General features: G+C 42.5%; 30 protein-coding genes and 3 pseudogenes. 15 read left to right on the forward strand and 18 right to left on the reverse strand.

Annotation, left to right across the window (positions count from 1 at the left end; genetic code table 11):
- Window positions 1-8: 8 nt before the first annotated feature.
- Window positions 9-166, reverse strand: a pseudogene (locus RMY27_RS30665) (IS630 family transposase); the annotation flags it as partial.
- Window positions 167-541: 375 nt separating this feature from the next.
- Here RMY27_RS30665 and RMY27_RS30670 point away from each other — a divergent pair.
- The 4 genes from RMY27_RS30670 to RMY27_RS30685 all read left to right on the forward strand — a co-directional run bounded on the left by RMY27_RS30670 (window position 542) and on the right by RMY27_RS30685 (window position 3403).
- On the forward strand, window positions 542-997 hold the full coding sequence (locus RMY27_RS30670; protein WP_322668603.1) for a hypothetical protein: 456 nt from the start codon (window positions 542-544) through the stop codon (window positions 995-997).
- Window positions 998-1011: 14 nt separating this feature from the next.
- Window positions 1012-1329 carry a hypothetical protein gene (locus RMY27_RS30675; RefSeq protein ID WP_322668604.1) on the forward strand — a complete coding sequence of 106 codons (318 nt, stop codon included), beginning with the start codon at window positions 1012-1014 and terminating at the stop codon, window positions 1327-1329.
- Between the two features lie 257 nt (window positions 1330-1586).
- Window positions 1587-2720 carry an ATP-binding protein gene (locus tag RMY27_RS30680; RefSeq protein ID WP_322668605.1) on the forward strand — a complete coding sequence of 378 codons (1134 nt, stop codon included), beginning with the start codon at window positions 1587-1589 and terminating at the stop codon, window positions 2718-2720.
- A gap of 254 nt (window positions 2721-2974) precedes the next feature.
- The gene (locus tag RMY27_RS30685; protein WP_322668606.1) at window positions 2975-3403 is read left to right on the forward strand and encodes a hypothetical protein; all 429 of its coding nucleotides are present in this window, start codon (window positions 2975-2977) and stop codon (window positions 3401-3403) included.
- Window positions 3404-3474: 71 nt separating this feature from the next.
- Here RMY27_RS30685 and RMY27_RS30690 read toward each other — a convergent pair whose 3' ends face one another.
- Entirely contained in the window at window positions 3475-3666 is a 192-nt protein-coding gene (locus RMY27_RS30690) for a tyrosine-type recombinase/integrase (protein WP_416212380.1), read from the reverse strand.
- On the opposite strand from RMY27_RS30690, the gene RMY27_RS35655 reads away from it, so the two are divergent.
- The 3 genes from RMY27_RS35655 (at window position 3575) to RMY27_RS30700 (ending at window position 5851) form a co-directional block, all read left to right on the forward strand.
- On the forward strand, window positions 3575-3763 hold the full coding sequence (locus RMY27_RS35655; RefSeq protein ID WP_416212381.1) for a hypothetical protein: 189 nt from the start codon (window positions 3575-3577) through the stop codon (window positions 3761-3763). The genes RMY27_RS30690 and RMY27_RS35655 overlap by 92 nt on opposite strands.
- Before the next feature lie 223 nt (window positions 3764-3986).
- Complete coding sequence (locus RMY27_RS30695; protein ID WP_322668607.1) at window positions 3987-5117, forward strand: tyrosine-type recombinase/integrase; 1131 nt, start codon at window positions 3987-3989, stop codon at window positions 5115-5117.
- Between the two features lie 203 nt (window positions 5118-5320).
- Window positions 5321-5851, forward strand: coding sequence for a hypothetical protein (locus tag RMY27_RS30700; protein ID WP_322668608.1), 531 nt, complete (start codon window positions 5321-5323; stop codon window positions 5849-5851).
- Window positions 5852-5895: 44 nt separating this feature from the next.
- Here the strand turns inward: RMY27_RS30700 and RMY27_RS30705 are convergent, their stop codons facing one another.
- The 10 genes from RMY27_RS30705 to RMY27_RS30750 form a co-directional block, all read right to left on the reverse strand.
- Window positions 5896-6567: a response regulator transcription factor gene (locus RMY27_RS30705; protein ID WP_322668609.1), complete on the reverse strand. Its 672-nt coding sequence runs from the start codon at window positions 6565-6567 to the stop codon at window positions 5896-5898.
- Window positions 6568-6791: 224 nt separating this feature from the next.
- A complete protein-coding gene (locus tag RMY27_RS30710; protein WP_322668610.1) occupies window positions 6792-8636 on the reverse strand; it encodes a hypothetical protein in 1845 nt (614 codons plus the stop codon).
- On the reverse strand, window positions 8633-9181 hold the full coding sequence (locus tag RMY27_RS30715; protein ID WP_322668611.1) for a hypothetical protein: 549 nt from the start codon (window positions 9179-9181) through the stop codon (window positions 8633-8635). Before RMY27_RS30715 ends, RMY27_RS30710 begins: the two co-directional genes overlap by 4 nt.
- A gap of 25 nt (window positions 9182-9206) precedes the next feature.
- Entirely contained in the window at window positions 9207-9923 is a 717-nt protein-coding gene (locus RMY27_RS30720) for a hypothetical protein (protein ID WP_322668612.1), read from the reverse strand.
- Window positions 9924-9934: 11 nt separating this feature from the next.
- The gene (locus tag RMY27_RS30725; RefSeq protein ID WP_322668613.1) at window positions 9935-10378 is read right to left on the reverse strand and encodes a hypothetical protein; all 444 of its coding nucleotides are present in this window, start codon (window positions 10376-10378) and stop codon (window positions 9935-9937) included.
- A 97-nt stretch (window positions 10379-10475) separates the two neighbouring features.
- Complete coding sequence (locus RMY27_RS30730) at window positions 10476-10670, reverse strand: hypothetical protein (protein WP_322668614.1); 195 nt, start codon at window positions 10668-10670, stop codon at window positions 10476-10478.
- 67 nt (window positions 10671-10737) lie between these two features.
- Window positions 10738-10917 carry a hypothetical protein gene (locus tag RMY27_RS30735; protein WP_322668615.1) on the reverse strand — a complete coding sequence of 60 codons (180 nt, stop codon included), beginning with the start codon at window positions 10915-10917 and terminating at the stop codon, window positions 10738-10740.
- Window positions 10914-11138, reverse strand: a complete 225-nt coding sequence (locus RMY27_RS30740; protein ID WP_322668616.1) for a hypothetical protein — start codon at window positions 11136-11138, stop codon at window positions 10914-10916. The genes RMY27_RS30735 and RMY27_RS30740 overlap by 4 nt, the downstream gene beginning before the upstream one ends.
- Complete coding sequence (locus tag RMY27_RS30745; RefSeq protein WP_322668617.1) at window positions 11135-11368, reverse strand: hypothetical protein; 234 nt, start codon at window positions 11366-11368, stop codon at window positions 11135-11137. Before RMY27_RS30745 ends, RMY27_RS30740 begins: the two co-directional genes overlap by 4 nt.
- Window positions 11369-11371: 3 nt before the next feature.
- A complete protein-coding gene (locus tag RMY27_RS30750) occupies window positions 11372-12487 on the reverse strand; it encodes a ParM/StbA family protein (RefSeq protein WP_322668618.1) in 1116 nt (371 codons plus the stop codon).
- On the opposite strand from RMY27_RS30750, the gene RMY27_RS30755 reads away from it, so the two are divergent.
- The 3 genes from RMY27_RS30755 to RMY27_RS30765 all read left to right on the forward strand — a co-directional run bounded on the left by RMY27_RS30755 (window position 12486) and on the right by RMY27_RS30765 (window position 16374).
- A complete protein-coding gene (locus RMY27_RS30755; protein WP_322668619.1) occupies window positions 12486-12650 on the forward strand; it encodes a hypothetical protein in 165 nt (54 codons plus the stop codon). The genes RMY27_RS30750 and RMY27_RS30755 overlap by 2 nt on opposite strands.
- Before the next feature lie 106 nt (window positions 12651-12756).
- Window positions 12757-12924: a ribbon-helix-helix domain-containing protein gene (locus tag RMY27_RS30760; protein WP_322668620.1), complete on the forward strand. Its 168-nt coding sequence runs from the start codon at window positions 12757-12759 to the stop codon at window positions 12922-12924.
- A 513-nt stretch (window positions 12925-13437) separates the two neighbouring features.
- On the forward strand, window positions 13438-16374 hold the full coding sequence (locus RMY27_RS30765; RefSeq protein ID WP_322668621.1) for a plasmid replication protein, CyRepA1 family: 2937 nt from the start codon (window positions 13438-13440) through the stop codon (window positions 16372-16374).
- A gap of 366 nt (window positions 16375-16740) precedes the next feature.
- On the opposite strand, the gene RMY27_RS30770 is transcribed toward RMY27_RS30765, so the two are convergent.
- Window positions 16741-16869 (reverse strand): hypothetical protein, encoded by a 129-nt coding sequence (locus RMY27_RS30770; protein WP_322668622.1) that lies wholly within the window; start codon window positions 16867-16869, stop codon window positions 16741-16743.
- Window positions 16870-16936: 67 nt separating this feature from the next.
- On the opposite strand from RMY27_RS30770, the gene RMY27_RS30775 reads away from it, so the two are divergent.
- Window positions 16937-17116 carry a hypothetical protein gene (locus RMY27_RS30775; protein WP_322668623.1) on the forward strand — a complete coding sequence of 60 codons (180 nt, stop codon included), beginning with the start codon at window positions 16937-16939 and terminating at the stop codon, window positions 17114-17116.
- 284 nt (window positions 17117-17400) lie between these two features.
- Here the strand turns inward: RMY27_RS30775 and RMY27_RS30780 are convergent, their stop codons facing one another.
- The 3 genes from RMY27_RS30780 to RMY27_RS30790 form a co-directional block, all read right to left on the reverse strand.
- Window positions 17401-17874: an RICIN domain-containing protein gene (locus tag RMY27_RS30780; RefSeq protein ID WP_322668624.1), complete on the reverse strand. Its 474-nt coding sequence runs from the start codon at window positions 17872-17874 to the stop codon at window positions 17401-17403.
- A 419-nt stretch (window positions 17875-18293) separates the two neighbouring features.
- Window positions 18294-18875: a hypothetical protein gene (locus RMY27_RS30785; protein WP_322668625.1), complete on the reverse strand. Its 582-nt coding sequence runs from the start codon at window positions 18873-18875 to the stop codon at window positions 18294-18296.
- A 13-nt stretch (window positions 18876-18888) separates the two neighbouring features.
- The gene (locus tag RMY27_RS30790) at window positions 18889-19353 is read right to left on the reverse strand and encodes a hypothetical protein (protein ID WP_322668626.1); all 465 of its coding nucleotides are present in this window, start codon (window positions 19351-19353) and stop codon (window positions 18889-18891) included.
- A gap of 75 nt (window positions 19354-19428) precedes the next feature.
- On the opposite strand from RMY27_RS30790, the gene RMY27_RS30795 reads away from it, so the two are divergent.
- From RMY27_RS30795 to RMY27_RS30805, 3 genes are all read left to right on the forward strand, one after another.
- Entirely contained in the window at window positions 19429-19776 is a 348-nt protein-coding gene (locus tag RMY27_RS30795; RefSeq protein WP_322668627.1) for a hypothetical protein, read from the forward strand.
- A 236-nt stretch (window positions 19777-20012) separates the two neighbouring features.
- A complete protein-coding gene (locus tag RMY27_RS30800) occupies window positions 20013-20414 on the forward strand; it encodes a plasmid mobilization protein (protein ID WP_322668628.1) in 402 nt (133 codons plus the stop codon).
- Entirely contained in the window at window positions 20395-21924 is a 1530-nt protein-coding gene (locus RMY27_RS30805) for a relaxase/mobilization nuclease domain-containing protein (RefSeq protein WP_322668629.1), read from the forward strand. The genes RMY27_RS30800 and RMY27_RS30805 overlap by 20 nt, the downstream gene beginning before the upstream one ends.
- Before the next feature lie 313 nt (window positions 21925-22237).
- On the opposite strand, the pseudogene RMY27_RS30810 reads toward RMY27_RS30805, so the two are convergent.
- Both RMY27_RS30810 and RMY27_RS30815 read right to left on the reverse strand, forming a co-directional pair.
- Window positions 22238-22397 (reverse strand): annotated as a pseudogene (locus RMY27_RS30810) (ClpX C4-type zinc finger protein); the annotation flags it as partial.
- A 63-nt stretch (window positions 22398-22460) separates the two neighbouring features.
- Window positions 22461-23000 (reverse strand): annotated as a pseudogene (locus RMY27_RS30815) (RNA polymerase sigma factor); the annotation flags it as partial.
- 234 nt (window positions 23001-23234) lie between these two features.
- Here RMY27_RS30815 and RMY27_RS30820 point away from each other — a divergent pair.
- The gene (locus RMY27_RS30820; RefSeq protein ID WP_322668630.1) at window positions 23235-23639 is read left to right on the forward strand and encodes a hypothetical protein; all 405 of its coding nucleotides are present in this window, start codon (window positions 23235-23237) and stop codon (window positions 23637-23639) included.
- The last annotated feature ends 338 nt before the right edge of the window (window positions 23640-23977 follow it).

Consider the following 23977-nt stretch of genomic DNA (forward strand, 5'->3'; position numbering starts at 1 on the left):
AAAATCATTTATGAGAAAACACCATATTCGTGGTGTTTTGAGATTTCAAAAATTTGCAATCTACTGACAACTCAAATAAAGCTTTGACAGCAGAGAAAGAATGGCAGAAAAAATAAAATTCTCTAATCAGCCTTTTCGCTTGCAACCAAATATCTTCTACAGGATGAACGTACTCTATTTCTGACGAGGCAATAAAATAGCTTAAAAAGCTTATTTGATAAAGGATGTAGCGATTAGGTTGTCATAATTTCGAGCTTAAAAATTACTTATTCATTTTTGTCAATATGTCTTTTGGTATACTTATATTTCTAAATACTAAAAAATTTGGCTCCTTTTTAAGAAAGATTAATACTTTTTTGAAATAATAAGCAGGTCACTTTTCCCTCACTTTTGTGTCATTTATGTACACTAATAAAATAAAACAAAAGTGACATAAAACTGAATCATCAGATTTAAGTTTTTTCTGCCATGATCAATTTATAGCAATAGGAATCGACTTAAATCATGTTATTTTGCATTTGTTTCACTTTTGGAGATAGTTATGAATTATAACTTTGATAGAGAACTTGATAAAGATGAAATCTCAACAAAACAGCCCAAGCAGTTTGATATGACAAATGTTGTACCAGGCTTAGAAGAGTTAGGAAGGCAACTTCTAGCATCTTATAAAAGCTCTTCAAATGAGTTTCGCACTTCAATAAGGGGTCTATTACAAAAAATTCCTCTAGAACCAGAAATTGTTCCTATCATGAGGTATGAAAAAGCGATTAGCTATTTTGTAGTGAATCGTCCTCCCGACCCAAAAATAGTAAAAGGCGCAATGCTGAAGTATTATCATTTGAAAGGAAATATGTTTATTCAAGTATTCCTAGACAGTGATAATCAGCTTGTCTGTCAACCCGATGACACTCCCTATGGTAGACAAGTTCTTGTTGAAAAATTTGATGACGAACTTGCTGAGACTTTTGGTGATCAAGATTTAGTAATAGTTGAGTAGAGGTGGTGATGATTATGGCATTAGAAACACTTCTTTGGATAGCTTTCATTACGACAGCTACAGCAGGCATTGCGACTATTTTTATTGCTCGTCTTGTGATGAATGAGGTTGTGAATTGGTTTCGTGAGAGGTCTAAAATAAAGCTGGCAAATAAAGATAATATTGCATTCACTTTACAGAAGAAGCTTGATTCGGGCAATTTTAAAACTGTTCAAGGTGTTTTTGATACTGGTAGGAGCGAGATAAAAGCAGTTCGAGCTATTGAGTCTGAAAGAATGGATCCAGAAATGCAAAATCTTCATCGTAATAGTGAACTTGTAGTCTATGAATAATAAAGGTTTTCACCTGGAAAATTAGTAGATACTTGGTCAATTATTTAACCAGGCTTTTTTGCAGAATCAAACTTGAAGTTAATTTAAGTAAAGCTTTCAACCAAAATTAATATTATGCTAAGAGATTGCTTCCAAAGTTATCTTTCAAGTTTGATTTTTTGCACGGTAATAAACACTTTCTCACCTAAGACAAATAAATTAGTTTAAATTGGATTGCAGGTTCTTTGAAAATATTAAAGTTTTGATAGTTGGAAACTATGGTTAAAATTCAAGGCATTCCAGATAATATTCACGCAGAAAAAGCTGCTGTTTTACGCTCTAGGCTCATTAGAGATATTACTTCATTTTGTGATGATACAGGAATTAAAAAAGTAAATATCACAATCGATACTAATCACAATCTTAATAAAAGTAACTCCAACCAGGTCGAGAGTGAAAACGCGACCAATAAGGATATGAAAGATGAAATTTCCATAGAGCAACGGTCTCAGCAGTATCAACCTCAACCTCCAGCTTACAATTTTGATCTTTTGGTTCTTCCCGAAACAGTTCTGGAAAATTTGTTAGCAGCCATTGATTCAATAGAGGTTGAATCAGTTGTTTTTGAGAAGTGGAATCTTAAACAAATTCAGCCCTTTCCTAGCACAGTGTTAAATTTTTGGGGAAAGCCAGGTACAGGAAAAACTTTAGCTGCCCATGCCATTGCCAATCGTCTTGGTAAAAAAATATTACTGGCTAGTTATGCTGATATTGAAAGTAAGTTTCATGGAGATGGGCCAAAAAATCTCAAGGCTATATTCTATGCTGCTGAACGTGATAACGCCGTTTTATTTATAGACGAAGCAGATTCTTTACTATCTAAGAGACTTACCGAAGTTAATTCTGGTTCTGAACAAGCAATTAACTCAATGCGTAGTGAATTACTGGTTCGTTTGGAGCAATTTCGAGGAATTGTAATTTTCGCCACCAATCTAGTGGAAAACTATGATGTAGCTTTTGAGACACGTGTACGACATATTCATTTTCCGATGCCTGATGAGAACTGTCGTTATCAGATTTGGCAGAAACATCTGCCTCAAGAACTTCCTTTAGCCTCTGATGTTTCTATAGATGAGCTAGCGAAAGTAACCGATGTATGCGGACGAGAAATTCGAGAAGCTGTTATCGATGCTGCAATTCGAGTAGCTTTGAAAGCCAAGAAAAGTGGGTTTGATCCAGCAAGTGGAGAAGTTAAACTCAAAGACTTGGTGGAAGCAATTGAACGCAAGAAAGCAGAGCGCATTACTCCACAAAGTCGTGAACTTGAACCTGAAGAGAAAGAAGAAGTCACTCGCAAGGTTAAGTCTGCTTGGGAAGCCAAGCAAAAAGAGCAGGAAGACAGTACTTCGTAGGGCAAACGTTCTACACTGTCCAAGATATCAGGACTTGCAGCTTTATGCGACCAAGTGTTACAGGGTGTTAAAGCAAGATGCGCGTAATTTCCAGCAAGATGGTCTGAAACCCTTTATCCTGTCTAGGTTTGATAATTTGCCACATTCAGAGTCCAAAAAGCCCTTATCTGCAAAAAATCAAGCCTTTTCAAGACATCTTGCAGGTATTTACAAACATCTTGGTGCAGTACATTTAATAAAAAAGGAGTGATTTGATGAAAGATATAAACAGAAGAAGAAAGGATGCAATAGTAACAGCATTTATTTATGCAATCGCTTCGGGTACAACAGTAGGAGTTGCACCTCCTGGAACAAGTATTCCAACGCAATTTGTTATGACTGCTACGGACATTACCATGTGTTTAAACATTTGGAAAATTTACAATGACGAAGACCTTTCATCAGAAAACCTAATCAAACTTCTTTCAAAAATGGGAGTTGTGACAGTTACAGCTTTTGGAGGTGCTTACATTTTTTTCAATTTTACATCTGCAATAGCAAGTGATGTTTTTTGGGGTATTGGTAGTGTTTTGACAACTACGGTAAATGGAATGTTTGCGGCGTTTTGGATTTCCTATTGTGACAAAGCTTATCAACAGAGATATTCCTCCAAGAAAGGGCATTTAGGTGGAACACACGCCTAGAATAGGAAAGATATTTTGTAAATACCAACTTTTAACCGAATGTTGGTAAAACGTCTATTTCCCTACATTGTTCAAAAATCCAAAGCTGAGATAGCGTTCTGCTTCTGCTTCTCAGTTACCCCCAGATATCGCCCCAAAGCTGCCAAAGTCCGATGCCCCGATATCTCCTGAATGTGGCGCAACGGTATCCCAGCATCGCTCATCCTGGTTAACGCCGTCCTCCTGAAACTGTGTGTACTCACCCCTTCAATCCCCAACCGCACACAGGTATCTCTCTCGGATTTTGTCAGCACTCACTTTGTGAATATGCCCCAACCCATGCCGATCGGGAAACAAAAACTTGCAGAGGGTGGTTTATAAATTGACATGGCCCCAAGTCTGCTGCACCATTTGTCCAAGTATAGGCTATTAATTTTGATATCAATAAGGAAATTACAGAACTAGCATGGCCAATTAACACCTTATCACGTCCGCAATCAGGACTTAGCTGTTCGCGGAATGTAAGGATTAACGCTCCTCCTTACCGAGGTATGATGAACGTTATTGGAAACCTACATTATCAATAACGCAGTAGTGAGCATTTATGCCTAACAAGCCAATTTTTGGTGAGCTAGTCTCGCATTTGGGACAAAAAAAAGAGCCGAGCCTTAATAACCTCTCGACTATCCATGATGCCCAACAATTTAACCACCACAGCGAGGCTCTTTTTTCCAGTCTTACCCCCGTAAAAGTCGAGTTGGAGGCGTGTTTAGATGCACCGATTGCTCGATATTTTGACGCGCAGTTAGACAAAGACCCGGATGTGTTGGCGCAGCTTTTGGCAGATAAGCGCAACCCCAATACTCGGCGTGCTTATGAGAAGGATTTGAGGGATTTCTTTCTGAAGATGACTTTGATGCCCCCGACTGGGGATAGCGTGTTGGAGTTTTTGCACTTGCAGCGAGAGCAGGCGGTGATGGTGGTGCTGAAGTATAAGGCGAAATTGATAGCATCTGGGTTACGGGAAGCGACAATTAATCGGCGGTTGGCGGCGATTAAGTCGTTGGCGAAGATGGGGCGGAAGTTAGGCGTGTGCAACTATTCCCTGGAAGATGTGTCGGGGGAGAAGGTTAAGGCGTACCGAGATACGCGGGGTGTTGATAGCAAAGCGATCGCTGTTGTGATTCAGCAGTTTGATAGGGAGACTTTGATTGGTAAACGCAACTATGCAATTTTTCTGGTGCTGTGGGGTTTAGCTTTGCGTCGCCAAGAGATATGTCATCTTAATGTGGGTGACTTTGATTTTTATGGGCGCAAGTTGAGAGTTTTGGGGAAGGGCAAGGGAACCAATGAAGAATATTTGGATATGTCAAAAGATGTGGCGGCTGCTCTTGCAGATTGGTTGATAGCGCGAGGGGATTTGAATGGCAATTTACCGATTTTTACGGCGTTAGATTTTCAGAATTCCGGGCATAGATTGACTACGGATGCCATCTATAAAATAGTGGCTACTGCTTTTAAGAAGGCGGGAGTCAAGAAACCCATGTCACCGCACAGGGTTAGGCATTCGGCAATTACGGCGGCACTTGATGCCACTGATGGGAATATCAGAAAGGTGCAGAAATTGAGCCGTCATGCTGACCCGCGAACGCTGATGATTTATGATGACAACAGGAATAAAGACCTGTGGGAGATGTCGGAGTTGTTGACGGGAATGTTGAAGGATTCCCAGTGAGAAAAATTAATAAATTGACTAATGAATTTTCAGCTATAGCCTTCTTTTAGAAAATTGCTACTGCAACAAACGTTTATAATCTAGAGTGGTTTGAAACACTACTTGTATAATAAGGACTTTACCCAATGTGAGTAAACATTGTAAATAGTCATCTTCTCCTAACGGGGATGATGTCGGTGTTTCCCCAATATATAAAAATAGTGATGAAGAAAAGACCTCAATTGATCAATAGCCGCGATAAGTTTGATATCCTTTCGGCTGCATGGGTTTTAGCTTGTAATGATCCTATATCCATCATGACTTACAAAGGAATAAAATATCGACTTAACCTACCCAATAATTACGATCTAGAAAGCCTTGTAGAAGAACGGGGTGAGTTGTTTCGACCGAAAGTACCTTTGCGCCGTTTGAACGAATGGAAGATTGAGATGCAATCACATATCAGTAAGCGTCCAGCTTGGATTCGTGATTTGGAGAACGAGACATTACAGTTAAAGGCAATTGAAGAATTAACGGTTGATGATATTTTCCGTAGTCAATTTCGTATAGAAAAAGATGCGCCTCCTTCTTCACTCTCAATTATCGATTGGGGTTTACAACATATCGAAAGACTTAGAAAAGGAAATCTTGAAGCCCGTGAAGAAGTAATCAAAAGATGGCAACTTTGGTCTGTTATCATCCTTAGCATCACAAATATTTTTGTAACTGTCATTGTTGCATTGTTGAAAAAATAAAATATTTATTCTAATTTTACCCTTTAGTAGTCATCACTAATACATCATTCATTCACAATCAAGTTGTAGTCGATATAACCAAGCATCGCCCCTCTTTTTATCGCCTCATAACTGTTCTTGACGTGCCATTTACTGTACAAATCGCTGGCGTAATGTTTGACTGTACTAACAGAGAGAAACATTTCTTTGGCAATCTGCTCAAAACCTAAACCCTGAGCCAGTAAACGCAGGACTTGTATTTGTCGTTCGGTGGGAGAGTCAAGCAAGTTTTTATCAGCAAAACTAGGGTCAATATATCTATTTTTATCAAGGTTTTTTAACAGTTTTTTAGCCAGCTTCGGGTCAAGCAGGCATTCATCAAAGTAAGCTCTCTTGATGGCTAGTTCAATCAATTCTACATCAGCACTCTTGAGCATATAAGAATCAGCCCCATGACGAAAAGCTGACTTAATAAAGTCGGAATGAGTCTGATTAGTAAAAATCACCACTTTACTATTAGTCTTTGTTTTAATTGAACGAGTCAGTTCTAAACCACTCATATCGGGCAATAGTAAATCAACTAACACAACATCAGGGTTGGTCTGTTCAATTAACTGAAACCCCAGCTTTCCACTGGTGGCATCACCAGTTACTTCTATATCAGGAGATTGTGAAATAGCGCCTTTGATACCTAAGAGTGTGAATGTTTCTGGTTCAACAATTACTATTCTCAGCATGATGTTGATAATCCTCTAATAATAAATGGCTGTTTATTGGCGGACTTATTATTGGTGTCTAGCGGACACGTTGAAGACACTTGGTGTCTGGGTGATGTCTAGGCTGGTGTCTGCTGGTGTCTATGCTAGATAAGGCTTTCAAGCTTTGGTGTCTGTGGTGTCCGGTGAGGAGTGTCCGCTAAAAAAGGGTGTTTTTGAGGCGAGACACCAGACACCAATCGCAGTCAAATTTGATTGAGCCTGATAACACCCTCGCCTATCCAGTCTGCTAAAGATGCTCCAACAATTTCATACATCCAGCCCTTGATTTGCTCTACAGTGAATCTCTCACCGTTCACTTTAAAATTGCCCTTGAACTCTCTTACATCAGCTTCAATCCGTTCAGTTCTGGTGAGATATTCATACAGCTTTTGCGCCTGGGGTGATAGTTTCTTAGGTTCAGATTGGGTGTCACCTGCTTTGTTACCAAGATTGAATTCCAGTTTATAAATCCGCTCTAAAGTGGCTTTATCGATGGTTGGCGGTTCATTACTGGTCACAGGTTTATCAAGCCGAAAATCAATTCGCTTGTGGTCTAACTTGGGTAGTTCAATATCAATCCATTGCCCATGTCCAGGTAGCTTAATCCTACCTCTACCACTAGCTTTAGCTTCTGTCGTGATTGGGTCAATAGTTGCGATTAATTCTACTTCTAACAGTGCCGCATCTCGAAGTTTTGATAACCCTTTGGCTTTGGCTAAAATCTCCATTGTGCGGTCGTGAGCTACGAACAAAGGAATCATTAATTGTTTGCGAGATTCAGTCATGGCACAGCGAAACCATTTACCAATAAAATCAGGGTCGGGCTTCCATTTTTCATCCTCACAATCGTCTGGCATTGGCTCAACTATGTTATCTGTCCAAGTTGTAAACTCCTCAGCGACTACACAGAAATGTTGGTTTGTGTCTCTTAAGTGTTGCGTCCATTGCTCCTCAACCATTCCGCTTTCACGATAGGCTTTGTAACGGCGGCGCATTTCCGCCATGTACCATTGCATGAAGTCGGCTATTTCCTTGTAACCAGTAATCAACTGTACGCCGCGCCATTCAACTTCTGTTCCGTGAGGGTCAAGTACAAAGATTTGATTCCAACCGGCTTGACGCTTTGCCCAAATAATCTCTCTGGTAGTCCAGGACTTACCTGCACCCATGCCACCAAATATCAAAGTGGGGTAGCCGATGGTGTTGTTGATCCAGCGATATTTGTCACCGGGGGCGATCGCTCCTGGCTCAGATCCAGTAACCTTATCGTTAGGGTCAATCGTCCCCTGTAAAGTCTGACTACCTTGTAGATAAGGCGTTTTTATGTCACGCAACTGCTTGATGTACTCCGCCTTCTGTTGCTCGGTCATGCCTGCGGTTTGCGCCTCAAAGATAGCGTCAGTTGCCTCCATTTGGGTAACTTCAATTTCAGTGTGGGCGTAAATCTCGGCTTTTTGGATATCCACAGTGCGATCATTGGCGATTAGATCCAAGTCAGCTTGTAGTTGAACTTCTGCGATCGCAACATCCCGGTAACTGTCCAATAACTCGGAGCGTGCAGCCATCTCTGCTTTCGCTGCGTCCCGTTTTTGGGCGATGTCTTCAAAAACTGCTCTCTGCTTCTCCTCATTTTGACAATGGCGCAGCATCCACCCAGCAAGAGCAAACCCCAGGAATCCACCAAACCCCCAAAACGGCTTATATGGGTTAGTCGCTTTCACCAGCCCATTAACCCCCATAGCTGGGTCACGCACTACTTGACGGGGCATTCCATCTAACTGCCACTGCTTCCAGTAGTAGGGCGTTATTCTGAAAGGTCGGTTATTCTTGTCGTTACACTTTAGGTAGCTTTGGGGAGTCCGAATGCAGAAATAAATGCGGTCGCTTGACTCCCCTTTCCAAGCCATTGCAGCCGAGCTAATTCCCACAGTTAAACTCAGCCCAATGGCAACAGCTTTCTTGTCCATCGGCAACCGACCAAACCACAACATGAAACCCGATTGTTGGGACTCAGATAACTGTTTATGTTTCTCGCTTAAATAATTCATTTACTCTTCCTTCCACCAAACAGAAAAATCATTAATAGTGCTACGAATATCGCCACTCCTGCACCATCCATCCAACTGGAAGATTCAGCAGTTTTTGGCTTATAAACCGACTCAATAGAAGTCTTAACTGTACTAGTAGAAGTTCTCGCTTCATTCCATTCACTAATCGGTTCTGAAAGGGCACACAATAACGCCAGTGACGCACTGCATCCAGTCATTAAATTAGTGACGAAATTATTAAATCCTTCACCTGTTGCAGTGGCAGTAAAATACAAGTGTGCAGTACCAACAGCTAAGAACATTCCAACTGGGTGAACTTGCAACAGATGAAAAGTGAAAATAACTGCACTATTTAGACAACTGCCAGCGACAATTTCACAAGCATTACCAGCACGTCTAAATGTTCTACCTCGGTTATTTTCTGGCAGTAGTGGTAACTGTTCGGGTTGTTTCTGCTGCTTAGTTGATTGTGGTGTTTGTGCCAGCCCTTCCATTGAAAAAGGGCTGACGCTATGAGGATCTTCATTTCGTTTCCTTACTAGCATCAGCCTGTGTCCTTTTAACTAATAGTTATCTGTCGCCCAACTTCTGCCACAAGTTACCCAGCATTGCACCCCAACCGCGAACTGTTCCTGTTGCAGAAACACTTGATGCTGGTGCAGAAGTTTGGCTGGTAACTGGTATCACTTCTTGGGGGGCAAGATTAGGCTCTAATGCCCGTGAGCCAAACCTTGCACGAGCTAAAAGTTGTTGGCGTTTCTCTCTCAATCCTGTTGTGATGGCTTGCCTTTCGGCTTGTACAGTCTGTCTATTTTCGATGCCGCTAATCTTGTTTTCATGCCTCCACAATTCTGCTTGTAAATCATGGTGTAATTGGGCTGCAACTTCAGTTAAAGCGTGTTTACGTTTCTGGTCAATCCGCAACAATTCGGCTCTATCTTGGGCATCTATTTTACTCATCTCGCTGTCAAATTCAGCGTTAAGTTTACGGATTTTACCAATTGCACCCGCAACATGAGAGCCGTATTGTTTACGAAGTTCAGTCCAAGTCACCTGACCTTTTGTTAACTTCTCCATCGCCTCAAAGACGACCTTGGCATTGTCCAGAAATGGTTCTAATCGGTCAGATAATTCTTGGGCATTATTCGCATAATCGGCAAACTGTTCGAGCTTATTTATATCAGAGAGATAGCCCAGAATATCAGACTCAAACCCTCCCCAAGATTGTGCTTTCTCATCAATATGGCTTGCATGACCAACGACCGGATTACATATTGCAAAATCCATTACTGAACCTCCTAATAAGGTATGTTGTCGTAGTTGATATCACTCGGTTCTTGGGGCACTTCATCCCAATAGCCCATGTCTTCAAATCGGCTATAAATTCTCGTTGCTAATTGCCTTACGGGGTCGTCAAAATCTTCAGAGATTAAATCAAATCGGTTAGAACCAAACGCCAACATATTTGCAATATCCGGGTCAATGCCGTTACCCAAGAATTGACCAAATGCAGCAGAGTATGGATGGTCATCAATGGTTTTATGAGTTGCTAGAAATTCCGTCCCGGTAAAGGGTGGGTAATCTTCACTCTCGAAGATTGGTGTGTCAAGCGCCTCAATATCCGCCTCAATCCTTGCTGCCCATTGTTCAGAATTTTCCGCTTTGAATTGCTCTAATCTCAAAGCGCGGTCAGTCAGAGGCGATTTGCCCCAATCGTTGGGATTTTTGTAATCAAGTGTCATTTGTTAGAATCCTTGTGTACTTTCGTTTTTGCGTATCGAGATACGTCCCGAAGTGGGGCGATTGCAATGATTGGCCGTCGGTGCAATCGCTTCATCATCAGTTTTCACAAAACTCAACAAGTTCAAAAACCTCCCTCTGCACTTGGGTTTGGCTTAATTCTTTTCTTCTGCCTTTCGAGTCATTGAAAATGAAAGGTGCATTGACTTTAGAGTTAGAAAGGTGGCTGTAGCGCAGTTGTTGACCTCGAAATTCGTACAGATGGTTACGTTGTAAGACTGTCATTGAAAGCATAAGTTTGTCCCTCGACTTGGGAATAAAACTCGATATTTAGGATTGCTTCGTGAATCTCCATCAAAGCTTACACAGCATCTCCCAGACGCAGGTCATTTGATGTACTGAACTTTTCGGACGCTTCAATTTGCTGGTAATTGGGAGATGCTTGCACAAACCTAAGAGTCTGTTCGCAACCGAGGATAATAGTCATGATTTCGGTTGTTGTTAGCGATGGTTGTGTTTGCACAGTGTCTTGGTCGCTCATGACTTCTTTCCTTTCCTTTGGGTTTTCATCGGTACGGTTGGCGCTTCTGGCTGGTTCGGTTTCTGAAGTACATAGCTGATAGCCCCTGCACCTCCCACAGCTGCGGCGATGGTGAACATATTGTTTCTGCCAAAGTACTGGACTCCGAAGTAGCCAAGGGCTAACGCTGCTGCTGTTGCTCCAATGCCTAAAACCGTGTTTCTGAATGTGGTTCTGCTCATGCTGCCCCTTTAAAATTAGTGACCATTGCGCTAAGTGCCGATTTATTGGGCTGTGTAGATTGCGGTGTTTCAACTTTGGGCGATGATTGTACATTGCCATGTTGAAAAATCAGCTTCTCTACACCTGCTGAAAGTGCTTGTGTCGGTGCATCTTGGGGTAAATCAAAAATCTTGCACAATTCAATTACTGCTAGGTAGGAGATGGTTATACGCCGAGATTCGTAATTCATTAATTAAGCTCCCTTTGCAATTTGAGTTAATAGTTTCAACCCCAAGGCATTAATGAATTGGGGATTGTTCAAGACCACAAAGCCTAAACCGGCTAAGTTTTGATCCACCACGGGCAGCGAAACACCACCACCCCAGGCGACAAGGTATTTAGCGCGGTCTAGATAATTACCAGCCGTCACAAAGTTGGCGAATTTCTCAATCCTGTTACTCCACCACTGATCAAGGCATTGGCTGTACTCGGTTTCAAACTTCTTGCCTGTGAGATGGTTGCCGCCATAAGTGAAAGTCCCTTCAATAATCCCTTGGTTAACGAGACTGGGCGAGTGTTTCACATCCTTGGACAACAGACTTACTCGGTCGTTTCGCTTGTCGAGAGATTCTGCAATCATCGAATGCAGTTCACCCGCTCCACCCTCTATCAGGTGACGGTCAATCACTGCACCACTGCCGTTGAACACGGTAATCAACCAAGTTGATGAACCGATATCGAGTGCGATCGCTAATTCTGAGGGGTCAAGTACCAGGGACGCTTCACCGAATAAGCAATGGGCAATGCTTCCGAATCCTTCGGGGTAAATGCCTGTGACTATGATTTCAACTGTCTTGCTGACAATGGAACGGGTTACAGGGTGCAGATGTTCAAAAGTGTGAGTGCCTTCAACCCTGCATTTAATCTCAGTTGCCCAGCGTTCGGGGTTGTGATTGCTCAAACTAATCGAAAGTTTGACACCATCGGGTATATTCAGAACTGCTAAGTCTGCAAGGATGCTTTCTAATGCCAGTTCTGCTTTTTTCGCCTTATCTTCGTGTAACAGGGTGTGGTCACTTTGCGCTAGAGCCGCACTGCCCCAAAAGAATTGAACGTCTTTTAAGTCCAGGCGTGAACCTTCTACATATCGCAGCCATGCCCCATCTTTTGAGATGGTTTCGTGGTGCATGATGTTTCGGTTGCGAACAAGTGAGTATGCGGCTGGCATCATGATCGAAAAATCACCGATGATTGCTTTGCCATAACCTGCACCTGCGTCTTTTCCGGCGATGAGGTCAGTTAGCCCGGATTTGGCTAACAAGTCTGCTTGAACTAGCCAATTTTTGGCATTGGAATATATAGCTGTCATGGTTCAGATAATTGTTAAAGTCTTGATTTTTCTGGCTTTGCAGAATTTAGAGGCGCTTATCGCCTTAAATCCACACATCCAGCTAGAGGCTTGCCGTAGCATCACTTTCTGGCTTCTGTTGCCTTTGTTGAGTGGCGTTTTTTGGCTGACAATGTTACTATAGCACTTGTTAGATACTAATAGGCACTACTAGCTACTAACTTTGCTTATACTTTAGGCACATTAAATAAGGTATTTTGATACTAATAGTGCCTAAAGCTATCTAGTAAATGCCAAAGTATAAAGGTAAAAGAGTAAATGTAACTTTCCCCGTAGAAATCTATGAGCAAGTTGCAGGATTGGCCACTGATGAAACTAGAACAGTAAGTCAAATGGTTGTCGTGCTATGTCAAGAAGCTATTGCCGCTAGGGAGAAAAAGCAGGAGAAAACACAATGAGAAACTTAGCAAAAACCGGAATAACAACAGTATCAACTTTTATTAAGTAATTTCTAGGGAAATTAGAGCCTTGCTAAATTTCAGACAAACAGAAGTTTTGTATGATCTAGCTATTGTTTAATTAAATGAGATACGGAGGTGAGTACAAGGAAACCAAAAAGCAAAAAGACAAAGCGCAAATAGTTAAACGCTTTGTCCAGTAGCAAAAGTTCAATTTTATAAGCTTTCAGGAGCGGGAACTTATCTCAAACCTTCCAAAAAGTGGCTAAAAGTGTGGAAGCTTGACCACCACTGCTTGGCAAACTGAGATTTAATCCGCGCTGCTTACTCATATTATATGAGCTGCTGTGGAAATTTCTATATTTTCACTGCGAAATTTTGCATAGAAATTTATCAAAATTTTTGACCAAAAAATTCTAAACAAGCAAAATAGTAAATCTCGTAGATATAAGGTATAGCAGCGCGATAATCCCCTCCAAATACTGAAAACCAACGTATTTGAGGGAAAAAGCTGTGAAAAATAGTAACTATGGACTTCAAAAATTTGAAGTCACAGAGAGGTACGAGATCATATCCCGTCCCTCTCACATAGAAGCGCACCATTGGAATGAATGGTTAGCCAGTGCTGTTGACCCTGGAATTATTGCGCTAAACGTGATTTCCGTATCGGGTACTGCCGCCTACGATTACCTGTTTTATGGTCAAAACGTCCCCCGCCGTAACGATGGACGACTCAGAGACGGGGTACTGAAGAAGTATCGCCACATCGAAGGATTGAACTGGTGGTGCAGTGGCGTTGACCCGCTTAACGATTATAGCCCCATGATGTGGGGCGGCATGAAGCCCGACCGCCCCAGGCGCGACCTGAACAAAGTTCTTAAATTCATCAAGTATGAACATCCCCTAAGAGTGCCAACAAGGGCATTCTTCCTGGCAGTACCAGATTACATTTGGGAGAGTGTAGCCGCACGATATGACTTGCCCATTAGTGATGAAGATAGGGCATTAGGCTTCTGGCATTGGGTATGGAAGTACAACATCCCAGTTGTGATTTGTGAGGGGGCTAAAAAAGCAGGGGCATTACTCACTATGGGCTATGCAGCGATCGCCCTTCCTGGGATAAACAGTGGCTACCGCAATCCCAAAGATGAATTTGGACAGCCCACAGGTAATTTACACCTAATTCCAGAGCTACAACACTTCGCCACTCTTGCACGTAAATTCATCATCTGCTTTGACCACGACACCAAACCAGAAACAGTCCAACGGGTGAATATTGCCATTAGCCAAACCGCAAAACTGTTAACTGCCTGCGGCTGTCAAGTCCTAGTGACACAGTGGAGTTACCCGGAAAAAGGCATTGATGACTTAATCGCCGCTAGGGGGCCAGCTGTTACTGATGAAATTATAAAATTAGCACTGACAAAAGAAAAATGGCAGGTCAAAGAGTACAGCCGACTCTCAATTGAGGCGGCACTCGTCCTGAATCAGCGTTACCTGGGAGCATTGACCATCCCGGAAACCGCTAAACTGATTTTACTCAAATCCCCTAAAGGTTCTGGTAAAACCGAGTCATTTGCCGCGATCGTGAGGGAGGCGATCGCCAACGGTCAACCGGTTATCCTCTTATCGCACAGGGTACAGTTAGCCCAAGCGATCGCTGACAGGGTAGGCATCCCCTACATCACCGAAGTCAGAAACAGCGAAACTGGGATTTTACTTGGTTTTGCGCTGTGTGTAGACAGTTTACACCCCAACGGTCAAGCCAGATTTAACGCCCTTTACTGGAAAGAACCTTTAGTGATCATTGACGAGTCCGAGCAGGTGATCTGGCACTTGCTCTCTGCCAACACTGAAGTTAAGAAGCATCGAGTGGAAGTCCTCAACCAACTTTCCCAGTTGTTCAAAAACGCCTTCGCCCCAGGACGTGGTAAAGTCATCCTGGCTGATGCTGACTTATCTGATTTATCACCAGAAATGGTCATGGGGCTGGCAGAAACCAACGTTACCCCTTGGGTGGTGGTCAACAACTGGAAGGGTCAACCCTGGAACATTTACCACTACAAACAAACTACCCCGGTTAATTGGTTAGCTGCCCTGGAAGCCCACATCAAAACCGGGGGTAAGCCCTTTATTGCCGTTGATTGCCAAAAAGCTAAATCCAAATGGGGAACCAAAGTTTTAGAAGCGAGGTTTAAGAAACAATTCCCCGATCACAAAATACTTCGCATTGACTCCGAAACGATTGCCGACCCGCAACACGAAGCTTACAACTGCATCTCGAGATTAAATAAGGTGCTGCTGGAATATGACATTGTGCTGGCCTCCCCATCCATCGGCACAGGGGTCAGCATTGACATTTGGGGGCATTTTACCAGTGTTTGGGGATGCTTCCGGGGAGTAGCACCAGAAAATGCCACTCGCCAAGCCTTAGCCCGTGTCCGAGAGGCGATACCGCGTCATCTTTGGGTAGCTAGTCATGGCTTAGGAAAGATTGGTAACGGAGCAATTAACCTCAAATCCCTGTTAGCCTGTGAGCATAAACGCTTTCAAGCTAACTTGAAGCTGCTACAGAATGCTTCATTGATCATTGACGGCGATGAAATCAACATTAACCGCACTGCCTTAAACGTTTTTGGCAAAATGGCCTGTCGGATTAATGCGGGTATGATTCATTACCGCGACACTGTGCTAGAGGAATTAGGCAACGAAGGTCATAACATTGTCGATGTCCATGACAATAAAATTCGCAAAAAGTTAAACAACGAAATCACCGCCCAAACAAATGAAGTTTACAACGGCGAATGTCAGGATATAACTGCTGCCGATACAACGGCGATGACTGCTGCCAAATATGAGGCGCTGCAACAACAACGAGCTAAAACCACAACTGAACGCCACATTGAGCGCAAATATAAGCTAGAGCAACGTTACGGTGTGGATGTTACCTCGGAACTCGTCAAAAAAGACGATCAAGGTTATTACCCACAATTAAGATTGCATTTTTACCTGACCTTGGGCAGAGCGAAAGTCGCTGACCGCGATCGCAAACTGGGTGAAAAAATGCTTCTTGCCAAGAGCGCATGGCTACCAGACTTTAACGGTGGTCAGCTTGGGCTGGTAATTCATGCCTTGGAACTGTTCAACATCCCTCAATTCATCGCCGATGACCGCGAATTCCGGGGAACTGATGCTGATCTCGTGCTCCTGGCTAACAATGCCCTATTTGTGAAGTGGCAGGTGAAAACCGTCCTGGGAATCACCCTCAACGATAATGACAGCCCCATCGTGATTTTAAGGCGATTGCTGAAAAAGATAGGGCTAAAACTCAAATACATCTGTCGTGATGGAACGGGCGATCGCCAACGAGTTTACCGTGTGGTTGACGGTGATGATGGACGTGATGAAATCTTCCAAAACTGGCTGGCTAAGGAGAAGGCCCTAGCTTAACCGGAATCCTTAACTGTAAATCTAAGTAAATCACTGTGCTAGTTGTAGCCTTTACCTACAGCTTAGTTGCCTCATGGAATAGTTGCGACTTTCGTACCATTTCCCATCCTGGTCAGCTTAAAAATATGACAGTTAGATCAACCCATCGCCTCAAAATAACTGTTTTCAGTTCCGTCCACTAACGGTAATTAAATAGATAAACAAATTTACTGGACAATCCACACTGGCCCAAAGTCATTTACCCATTAATCCCCAATAATGGATTTAAAGCCAGCCAGCCAGTCAGCCAGATGCATCGAAGGCTTTTAGCGACTCAAAGGTGTCAACAGAAGGAAGGTAACTCAAAAGCTCACTAAAATTCGCTTATTAGTAAACTTCTTCTTCAAGTTCAAACCAGTGTTCTGCCCACTTTCGAGAAAAGAGCGACCCGACACGAGAGCAAAATGCTTTCAGTTGTTGTACCTCAGTATTTGGATGCCCAAGCCAGAAAGTCACCTCTCTGACTTAGGCATCCACCTAGTGTGACTTAAAGGAAAAGATTGCCAAAGATTAAAGAATAAGCTTGCCGAACCTATCGCCTGACTGGTTTTGTGGTCAAATACCCGTTTTGCAAGAGTGCGATCGCCTCCGGCGGGCGGGTACGCCATCGCAAAGCATAAAAATGCTCACATTGCCTACATTTAGCGTGGGACTTGCGGCAAACTTATTCTTGAATGAGATTCGACAAATAATTCAGAATTAATGAAATAATAAGGCTTTAAGCCTTTACTGTGTCACTTAAGGGATAATGTGGCTGGAATTAAAGGATAAAGTGGCCGCTCTTAAAACCCGGAATGCTTATTTTTGCATTGCCCTATTTTGGTCATAATTTACAAGCGATCACATTCAATCTTTCAAATACGCTTCAGTCATAGGTTCTGTTGAGCGGCCACTTTATGGTTAAAAAACGGTCACTTTATCCTTTAAGTGACATACTGCGGCAAGCTTTTACTTTAAAAAACGGCAATCTTTTCCTTTAAGTCACACCTAGTACGGTGCTAATGGGTACGGTGCTTCTCCTCCTAAAGGTACAAGATTTATTACGAACATTTGCTGCGGCCAGTAGCTTGCTTTTGCACAATCATATTGCTGGAAAACAGTGCCGTTGCCGTTGTTCCAAATGTCTAGGCATTTCGCGCTTCTACCGTTCATCCACTTGGTTTTCACGCCCAGAACATCTCGTGTTAACTGTATCCAATGCTGACTTGGGTTCGATGCGTCACAAGGTCGTTGAACGATTCTGGCTGCATTTGCAAGAGAGTCATTTTCTACCGCAACGCAAGTTCCGTTTCTCACATTCTGGAATATATAAGAAGCTTGATTGGGGTAACTTCCTGCATTTATAAAACGCCACTGCTGGTGATATGCATAATTGCCGCCACATGACCATTGTTGCAAAGTAACAGAATTATCGAAGTAACCAGCAGCGAAATCGAGGCATTTACCATTTGTGTGGTTCACAATGTACCCTTCCGCAGATGCCGTCGATGCAAGCGGCAACATCATTAGAGCAGAAGTAAGCCCTGTGAGTCCAAGAAAAAACTTCATTTCATTCACAATCCTTATAGGGATGAAAGTAGTGAAGATAGGTTGGCGCAAGGAAACCCAACATTTCCCAAAAGAACGGGTTTATTGAATATTTGTTAGGAAATAATTCACCAACAGCATCCTCAATAGTCTTATCTGCTGATTTTTAGCTATTTATGCAGTTTTGAGACCAATCAATTCCCGAATGCTTGGCTCTGTGCAGAGACTTTTTCTCGATGCCCTTCATACCGCATTAAGACGATCGCTATTCCCGTCGCTAACTAAATAATTGTGATTTGAACTAAAAAATGAGATTTTAACTCATGATATGCTTCAGAAATGAGTATTTCAGTTTATGGGTTCTTGGCAACTTTTGGTGATCTTGGTTGGGGAAGGCAGAAGGCAGAGGGCAGCGTTAGAAGACTTCGCTTATTTGCTTTTTTGTATACGATAATCGCTCTATCTAAGTAAAGTTCATCCGTTACTACTGAGATGGTTCGTATAAGCTGTTCTCCTTGAACTTCAATGCTATCAGCTATTTTCGTGTCACCATCATCGTATCTGAGCTTTTTTTTACTAACTTCATCGTTAGGTACAGCCCACGATACCAGATCATCAACCAATAAGAAGGCTTTAGAGTCATAGAAACTTAGATGACCGTTAAACGGTATAACTTCAGACTCCAATACCCCTTCTCTGTCAAACCAATAAACTTTTGGTTCGCCTGTTCTTTCTTCAAAAAATTTCCCATCTGATGAGATAGTTAGAGTTAGCCCTTCGGTTGCTTCTACCTGAGCAATTAAATTGTTGCTGTTACCATTCAACCAATTTTCGACACCATTCGGATCTGGTTCATCACCGATAAATTTAATTTGGCTGTTAAGAGAAATGCTTCCCGTTAACAGCCATGTTCCAATTAATAATTCTATGTTCATAAGATTTTTCTAATTATAGGTTTGATTCAGCCTGTTGCTGCTGCGCTACTGGCTCTTTACTTTGTCTCTTGCCCTTTGCACTATTTACTGTTGATTTATCCGGCTCACTACTAGCTTGCTCTGACGCAGTATTTACAACTGTTAGCTGAGTTTCAGTAGCCGGATTTGATGACCGATTATTGTCGTCGCTTGAAGATGTTTTTTTCTGGCGACGGCTGCTTTTCTTCAACTCGCCTATTAAATATTTAATTCTGCTGCCACTCAAATTGATGCCCAGTCCTTTCAGCATCTCTGACACTTCATCATAACTGTAGCCGTACTTATCAGAGGTCAGCTTCTCAATGTACCTCCTCATCTTGCGAACGGCTTCTCTGTCTGATACAGACTCTCGCTCTTTCGGCTTCTGCTCCTTAAGCGCTTTGATAGCTTCATCAATCTTCTCTTTTGTAATTACTTCTGAATTCTGATGCTCACTCATGGTTATCTCATGAATATCGATTAACTGATAATTATCGACTATTTGAAAAAATCTGATTCAAAATCCTCAAAAAAATTGACTATTGAGGCTACGCCGAATTACCTTTCCGTATTACGGCTACGCCTTCTAGTTTTTAGTGTGGCAGCTTCGCTGGTAATCTTATTCAAGCTAATGCTAAAACATCTGACTATTACAGCTACGCTGAATCAGAGAATTTTAGTTAAAGCAGCTACGCTAAATTATTTTTTAGTATTACGGCTACGCCGGATTATTATATTGTGTGGCAGCTACGCTGAATCAAATAATTTTCATATAGCGGCTACGCCGTTTTTATCGACTCTATTGTGGCTACGCCAAACCAGAATTTATCTTCTGCTTGATTATCTCAAATTCCGGCTACGCCGTTGCTATCCTCCCCTGTAGGTTGTAGGATGATCAGCAGCACGGCTACGCCGTTGTAGTCTCGCCCCCAGCCTCCTGCTCTGCCCTCCGTACACACGTAGCACTAGACACCTCGCTCACCCCGAAAATGGGCTTGAAGCCAGCCATGCTTCAAAGCTTACGCTTTGTCTCGCTGCGCTCGAACAGCAGACTGGTTCAAGTGGGGAAACCCCCCTTGAAAAACCCCCCTCGCATGATGTCCTCATTCCCCCTAAGTTATGGCGAATCGCAAGCAGTCTAAAGCTCTAGTCCGAAAGCATATTTTTCCAGTTCGCTTGAGTGACATAGAACTGGACTTGCTGCGAATAAAATCACAAGACTTAGGGATGTCAGCGAGTGAGCTTATGAGGCGTAATGCGTTGATGCGTCCATTACCAAAACGATTGAGTAAAATTAGTCTACAAACATATTGGGAGTTAGGACAAATTGGGAATAATCTCAACCAGCTTGTTAAAGCTACAAACACAGCTATATTAATGGGGCGAACTCCACCAGCAAAACCAGAACTGTTACGAGAACTTTTAGAACTGTTGCATCAGTGCAGACGAGATATTGCCTCAGATGATGTTGATGATGACGACTCGGAAGAAGAGGAATCCGATGATTGGGAAGCAGACTAAAGGCAGAGGTTTTCGCAAGCTGTTGGATTATTTAGAATCACGCGATGAAGCTAAACTAATCGGCGGCAACATGAGTGGGAGAAATGCGCGAGAATTGGCACGGGAGTTTAAGCTGTCTCGACAACTAAATTCTGATGCAGACCGAGTTGTTTATCATGTCTCGCTGTCAGCAGCTAAAGATGATAAATTAGATGATGAAAAGTGGAGCGAAATTGGCGATCGCTATATGAAGGAGATGGGTTTTGATGCCAATCAGTTTGTGATATTTCGCCACCACAACACCGACGACGACCACATCCACATTGCAGCCAGCCGGATCAGGATGGATACAGGGCTAGTAGTGCATGATTCCTGGGATTATTTACGCTCTGAGAAAGTTCTAAGACAAATTGAGCAAGACTATGAGTTAGTGCAAGTGCAGGGCAGTAGAGAGAAACTACAACGCACACCCAGCACCGGACAAATTAGACGCATAAGGCGAGAGCAAGAAGAATTTGAGCTAGGTAAACTTGAGCAGCCACCAGGACGCACTATTAAAGAGGAACTTCAGCAGACAATTGATAGGGCTAGTGTTGATAATCCCCAAATGCCAACGCTGCTCATGCGGCTGCAACAAGCTAGTGTCAGTGTGAGAACAGGATTCACTAGGAACGGTAAGTCTAAAGGCATTTCTTATGAGAAAGATGGGCAGGCTTTCAGTGGTACACAGTTAGGTGCAGCTTATACCTTCCCCGGTTTGCAAAAACATCTTGGCGTTGACTACCAAACAGAACGTGATGATGAACCTATTCATGAATTGCTGCTCAAACCTGTTAAACCACTTCCAGTTGAGCAGTTAGAAAAACTCTTTCAAGAAATTGAACGCAAACAACAGCCTCAGTTCACGCCACCACCAGAGGATAAAGTTGTTTGGCAAGTATTACACAAGTACTTAAGCGAGAAACGCTATATACCAGATTATATTTCGCAAGGATTACATAATAATCAGTTGCTTTACATGGATGAGCAGCGAAATATTTTGTTTATCAAGCGTGATTTAGATGGTGAAAAAACTGGCGCATTAATTTGGTCAAAGCCTAGAGAAAATCATCGCACTGTGGAGTACGACCAAAACACCTCTACACAAAAAGGTTGGTTTTATCTGAGATTAGGAGGGCAACCAACGGACAAGGTAGAAAACGTCTTTTTGTGTTCTACACCGATTGATGCCATGTCAGCAGCCACCTACCTTCTTTCAAGTTGCAAAGGGCTACCACCAACTAGAACCATGTTAATAGTAGCTGATGACCCGAATAACCTACCTATGGAATTTCTCAAGAGTTTCAATAGGGTTGTCGTAGCATTCAATAATGATGAGCAAGGTAATAAAACAGCTAGTGCAGTATTAGAATTGTTGCCACAGGGGAAAAGGCTCAAAACCCATAATCCTGATTGGAGTCAAGAACTAGAAGCTCATCTCAGGGAGGAGCAACAAAAGCTCTTACAGCAGGAGCGTGGTTTTAGTTTGTGACCCACGCTGTGCAGATCGAACTCGTTGCCGCTACGCTCGACTCATGCGGTCTTCGGGACGGGCAGAGTAATCAATCGTTGGGCCGAGCAGTTCAAAAAACCCGCCCCTTTATACTCCGTGTTGCCGCATGATTCGCAATGAGTTCTTAGATATTGGAAAGAAAAACACCCCAGTAAAGGTTGATTACACTAATGCTCTAAAAGTCAAAATGAGTCCAAAAATTCTCTCTTTCTTTACTTATTTTAGTCACTCAATTCGTCTGAATTCATTAATGACTCAAATTCAAGCTGTGTCAACCGAGGAATTTGTACGCTAATAATTTGATTACATACATCCACACACTCATTACAAATATAAATAGAGACATTTCCCTGTGGTGGCCCTGCTATCAAAAGATTAACCTGTTCACTGCTTTTGTTACAAAATGAACAGCAAAGTTCTGGCTTAATTTGTGTATTTGTGTTGGTAGCCATTGTCTTAAACTCCTTAAATGAAATAGGTTGAATCTTCGGTCTTATAGGTAGCAAACGCTGTCTGAGTTGATGGCGAGCTTTGTGCAAACGCCCCTTGACTGCACCGACTGAAATATTTAAGCGAACTGCTACTTCTTGTAGACTGAGTTGTTCGTCATAGAACAGCAAAGTTGCTTGACGATTATTGTCAGATAGAGAATCGATTGCTTCTAGTAAAGCAGTGCGGAGTTCTTTCTGTTCTGCCACTTGCTCAGGAGCGGGTGAATTCTCATCAATTAATAATGGCGTATCAGCTAAATCTCCCAGCATTGCTTCTATGGAAAACACGATCACCTTTCGACGGCGCAATTCGTTGCGGCAAATATTCAGCACAATGCCATATAGCCAACTTTTAAAGCGCTCTGGCTGATGAAGTTTCTCCAATGAAAGATAAGCTTGCAACATGGCATCTTGTACAAGATCATCGGCTAAATCTTGATTGCGGAGCATTCGCTCTGCAATGCGTTGCGCCATCGGCTGATAACGTAACACAAGCCGACCAAATGCAGCTTTATCTCCCTGTCGTGCTAAAGAAATTAATTCTGGATCACTTTGCTCTGACACATCTGGTTTGCTGAACAACTCTACTTAATAGTGGCAGAGTCAACAGCAAAGGTTACTTGTAACGACAAGCCTGGGTAAAATGGTGAAAAATTTGATTACTTCGCTCTTAAGCCTTATTTATTGGGAGTTTCAGGGGTCATCGTGCCAAAACAGGAAAATCGAACGCGATGTGGACTGGGCTAAGGTGATGGAGGAATAACCATTTCGGCGCAAAATATTGGAGGTAACAACAAAATGTCATCCCTCGCCTGTCCCTGTGGTCACGTCATAAAAGATGTAGTTTGGCCTCTTACCTATGATTCTGGTGTTATCCTTTGCGATACAGATGAGGAACATTACTTTAGCAAAACGGCAGAGGCATTGGCAGAGTTAGTGGCTGCGACTGTGCAAGGCAAGCGGCTTGAATGGATGCACAAATACTTGCCACACATGCAAGATCCAGAGTATATGAGCAAGCCCGATGCTGAAATCATCGAAAACTACATGGGCAATTTCAGCTTCTACATTCGCGTTATCGAACAATGCGAAAAGTGCGGTCGGCTTCACGTTCAGAAAAAACCAGGCGAAAATCTTTATTGCTCGTTCAAGCCAGACGGAGAATGGCAAAGCGTTCTAAAGGATATCGGCTCGCAGGAGTGATTTATTTACAGTTAATGTGGTTTCAAAATCGCCTTGTTTGCGGTTTGAAGCGTTTAGTTTATGTTTGCAGTTCGCTACAACCAGGCATGAAAAAGAAATCATCGGATATTAAGAGGGCTGGGTTAAGTTAATGAAAGAATTATTGAAGCACAATTGCAACATAAATGTATTATAAATTCTCAATAATTTTTAAGTTATTGAGAATGAATCCAGCGCTCAAAATTTGCTGTAAGTCATATTCAGTGAGCATTACACCAGAATTTTTCAGTAAAAGTCTTATGCCCAACTGGTAGCAGTAGGGCTACTGTATAGCTACCAGTTGGGGAATCATCAAATTT

The sequence above is a fragment of the Nostoc sp. DedQUE09 genome (genome assembly GCF_034530915.1).
Taxonomy (GTDB): Bacteria; Cyanobacteriota; Cyanobacteriia; order Cyanobacteriales; family Nostocaceae; genus Nostoc.

What these genes read in the sequence shown, in the direction of transcription:
- RMY27_RS35655 (WP_416212381.1), top strand. Translation starts at nt 3,575, where the DNA reads ATGTGGCGCAACGGTATCCCAGCATCGCTCATCCTGGTTAACGCCGTC.
- RMY27_RS30710 (WP_322668610.1), bottom strand. Translation starts at nt 8,636, where the DNA reads ATGAATTATTTAAGCGAGAAACATAAACAGTTATCTGAGTCCCAACAA.
- RMY27_RS30785 (WP_322668625.1), bottom strand. Translation starts at nt 18,875, where the DNA reads ATGAACATAGAATTATTAATTGGAACATGGCTGTTAACGGGAAGCATT.
- RMY27_RS30800 (WP_322668628.1), top strand. Translation starts at nt 20,013, where the DNA reads ATGGCGAATCGCAAGCAGTCTAAAGCTCTAGTCCGAAAGCATATTTTT.
- RMY27_RS30735 (WP_322668615.1), bottom strand. Translation starts at nt 10,917, where the DNA reads ATGAGCGACCAAGACACTGTGCAAACACAACCATCGCTAACAACAACC.
- RMY27_RS30820 (WP_322668630.1), top strand. Translation starts at nt 23,235, where the DNA reads ATGTCATCCCTCGCCTGTCCCTGTGGTCACGTCATAAAAGATGTAGTT.
- RMY27_RS30760 (WP_322668620.1), top strand. Translation starts at nt 12,757, where the DNA reads ATGCCAAAGTATAAAGGTAAAAGAGTAAATGTAACTTTCCCCGTAGAA.
- RMY27_RS30740 (WP_322668616.1), bottom strand. Translation starts at nt 11,138, where the DNA reads ATGAGCAGAACCACATTCAGAAACACGGTTTTAGGCATTGGAGCAACA.
- RMY27_RS30685 (WP_322668606.1), top strand. Translation starts at nt 2,975, where the DNA reads ATGAAAGATATAAACAGAAGAAGAAAGGATGCAATAGTAACAGCATTT.
- RMY27_RS30705 (WP_322668609.1), bottom strand. Translation starts at nt 6,567, where the DNA reads ATGCTGAGAATAGTAATTGTTGAACCAGAAACATTCACACTCTTAGGT.
- RMY27_RS30715 (WP_322668611.1), bottom strand. Translation starts at nt 9,181, where the DNA reads ATGCTAGTAAGGAAACGAAATGAAGATCCTCATAGCGTCAGCCCTTTT.
- RMY27_RS30700 (WP_322668608.1), top strand. Translation starts at nt 5,321, where the DNA reads ATGAAGAAAAGACCTCAATTGATCAATAGCCGCGATAAGTTTGATATC.
- RMY27_RS30745 (WP_322668617.1), bottom strand. Translation starts at nt 11,368, where the DNA reads ATGAATTACGAATCTCGGCGTATAACCATCTCCTACCTAGCAGTAATT.
- RMY27_RS30680 (WP_322668605.1), top strand. Translation starts at nt 1,587, where the DNA reads ATGGTTAAAATTCAAGGCATTCCAGATAATATTCACGCAGAAAAAGCT.
- RMY27_RS30805 (WP_322668629.1), top strand. Translation starts at nt 20,395, where the DNA reads ATGATTGGGAAGCAGACTAAAGGCAGAGGTTTTCGCAAGCTGTTGGAT.
- RMY27_RS30720 (WP_322668612.1), bottom strand. Translation starts at nt 9,923, where the DNA reads ATGGATTTTGCAATATGTAATCCGGTCGTTGGTCATGCAAGCCATATT.
- RMY27_RS30675 (WP_322668604.1), top strand. Translation starts at nt 1,012, where the DNA reads ATGGCATTAGAAACACTTCTTTGGATAGCTTTCATTACGACAGCTACA.
- RMY27_RS30755 (WP_322668619.1), top strand. Translation starts at nt 12,486, where the DNA reads ATGGTTCAGATAATTGTTAAAGTCTTGATTTTTCTGGCTTTGCAGAAT.
- RMY27_RS30670 (WP_322668603.1), top strand. Translation starts at nt 542, where the DNA reads ATGAATTATAACTTTGATAGAGAACTTGATAAAGATGAAATCTCAACA.
- RMY27_RS30750 (WP_322668618.1), bottom strand. Translation starts at nt 12,487, where the DNA reads ATGACAGCTATATATTCCAATGCCAAAAATTGGCTAGTTCAAGCAGAC.
- RMY27_RS30725 (WP_322668613.1), bottom strand. Translation starts at nt 10,378, where the DNA reads ATGACACTTGATTACAAAAATCCCAACGATTGGGGCAAATCGCCTCTG.
- RMY27_RS30790 (WP_322668626.1), bottom strand. Translation starts at nt 19,353, where the DNA reads ATGAGTGAGCATCAGAATTCAGAAGTAATTACAAAAGAGAAGATTGAT.
- RMY27_RS30730 (WP_322668614.1), bottom strand. Translation starts at nt 10,670, where the DNA reads ATGCTTTCAATGACAGTCTTACAACGTAACCATCTGTACGAATTTCGA.
- RMY27_RS30695 (WP_322668607.1), top strand. Translation starts at nt 3,987, where the DNA reads ATGCCTAACAAGCCAATTTTTGGTGAGCTAGTCTCGCATTTGGGACAA.